The sequence below is a fragment of the Microbacterium sp. 13-71-7 genome (assembly GCF_002257455.1).
Classification (GTDB): domain Bacteria; phylum Actinomycetota; class Actinomycetes; order Actinomycetales; family Microbacteriaceae; genus Microbacterium.
Genome location: NZ_NCKN01000421.1, coordinates 1 through 1,171 on the forward strand (window position 1 = coordinate 1; position 1,171 = coordinate 1,171).

Annotated in this window: 2 pseudogenes; both read left to right on the top strand. The window is 76.0% G+C overall.

Annotation, left to right across the window (positions count from 1 at the left end):
- Positions 1–320 (top strand): annotated as a pseudogene (locus tag B7X32_RS20970) (hypothetical protein); the annotation flags it as partial.
- 25 nt (positions 321–345) lie between these two features.
- Positions 346–1,171, top strand: a pseudogene (locus B7X32_RS20975) (serine hydrolase); the annotation flags it as partial.

The window sequence follows — 1,171 nt, forward strand, 5'->3', positions numbered from 1 at the left end:
TGGCCGCCGCACCGACCAGGAACGGCGACCTGCTGCGCACGGGCGACGCCGCGGCGCTCGACGCGGAACCGCCGGACCCGCACTCCCCGCCGAGCGGGTGCCGCTTCCACCCGCGGTGCCCGATCGGGCCGGTCGCGCATCCGGATCGGGCGGTCTGCCGCACCGTGATCCCCGTCCTCCCCACGGGCGTCCGCGGCGCCTCCTGCCACTTCGCCGGGCTCGGGTCCGACCCCTCGGCCCGGCCTGTGCACGGCGCCCAAGAGGGCGCGGGCCTTTCGGCGGGCAGGACAACATCCGCTGTGCCCGCGCGGACACAGTGAGTACCGACCACCGATTGGAGTCCGCATGAACCGCACCGCGACCGTCGACGACCTCCTGGCCATCGCCTCCCCCGAGCAGCCCGCCCTCTCCCCCGACGGCACGCGCGTCGTGTACGCGCTGCGCACGACCGACCGCGACGCCGACCGCGATCGTCGATCGCTCTGGCAGGTCTCCACGACGGGCGGCGAGCCCGAGCGGCTCACCCGCGGGGACGCCGACAGCACCCCCGTATGGAGCCCGGACGGATCCGCGCTCGCATTCCTGCGCGCCGAGGACGGCCCGGCGCAGCTCTGGGTGCTTCCCGCGTCGGGCGGCGAGGCCCGCGCGCTCACCGCGCTGCCGCTCGGCGCCGGCTCCCCGCAGTGGAGCCCCGACGGTGCGCGCATCGCGTTCGCCGCCCCGGTGGACAGCGCGGCCCTTCCCGGCGAGGGCGCCGAGACGATCCTCACCCGCCGCTCCGCGCCGACCGTCGCCGACCGCCTCGGGTACAAGATCGACGGCGCGGGCAGGCTCGGCACGCTCGTGCAGCAGCTGCACGTCGTCGACGTCGCCACCGGGGCCGTCGCGGTGCTGACCCGCGGCCACGCGCACGCCTCCGACCCGTTCTGGTCGCCCGACGGATCCCTCCTCGCCTATTCCTCGGCGCCCGACGACGACGCCGACCTCACCCTGCGCATCCAGGTCTTCGTCACCTCGTCGACCGATGCGAACAGCGCCCCGGTACGGGTCAGCGCCGCCGCTGTACAGGCGAGCGCGGTCGGCTGGAGCGCGGACGGACGGCACGTGCTCGCCGCCGGCCGCACCGACACCGAGGTCGGCAACGCCGGTCTGCTGCTCTTCCCGCTCGCGG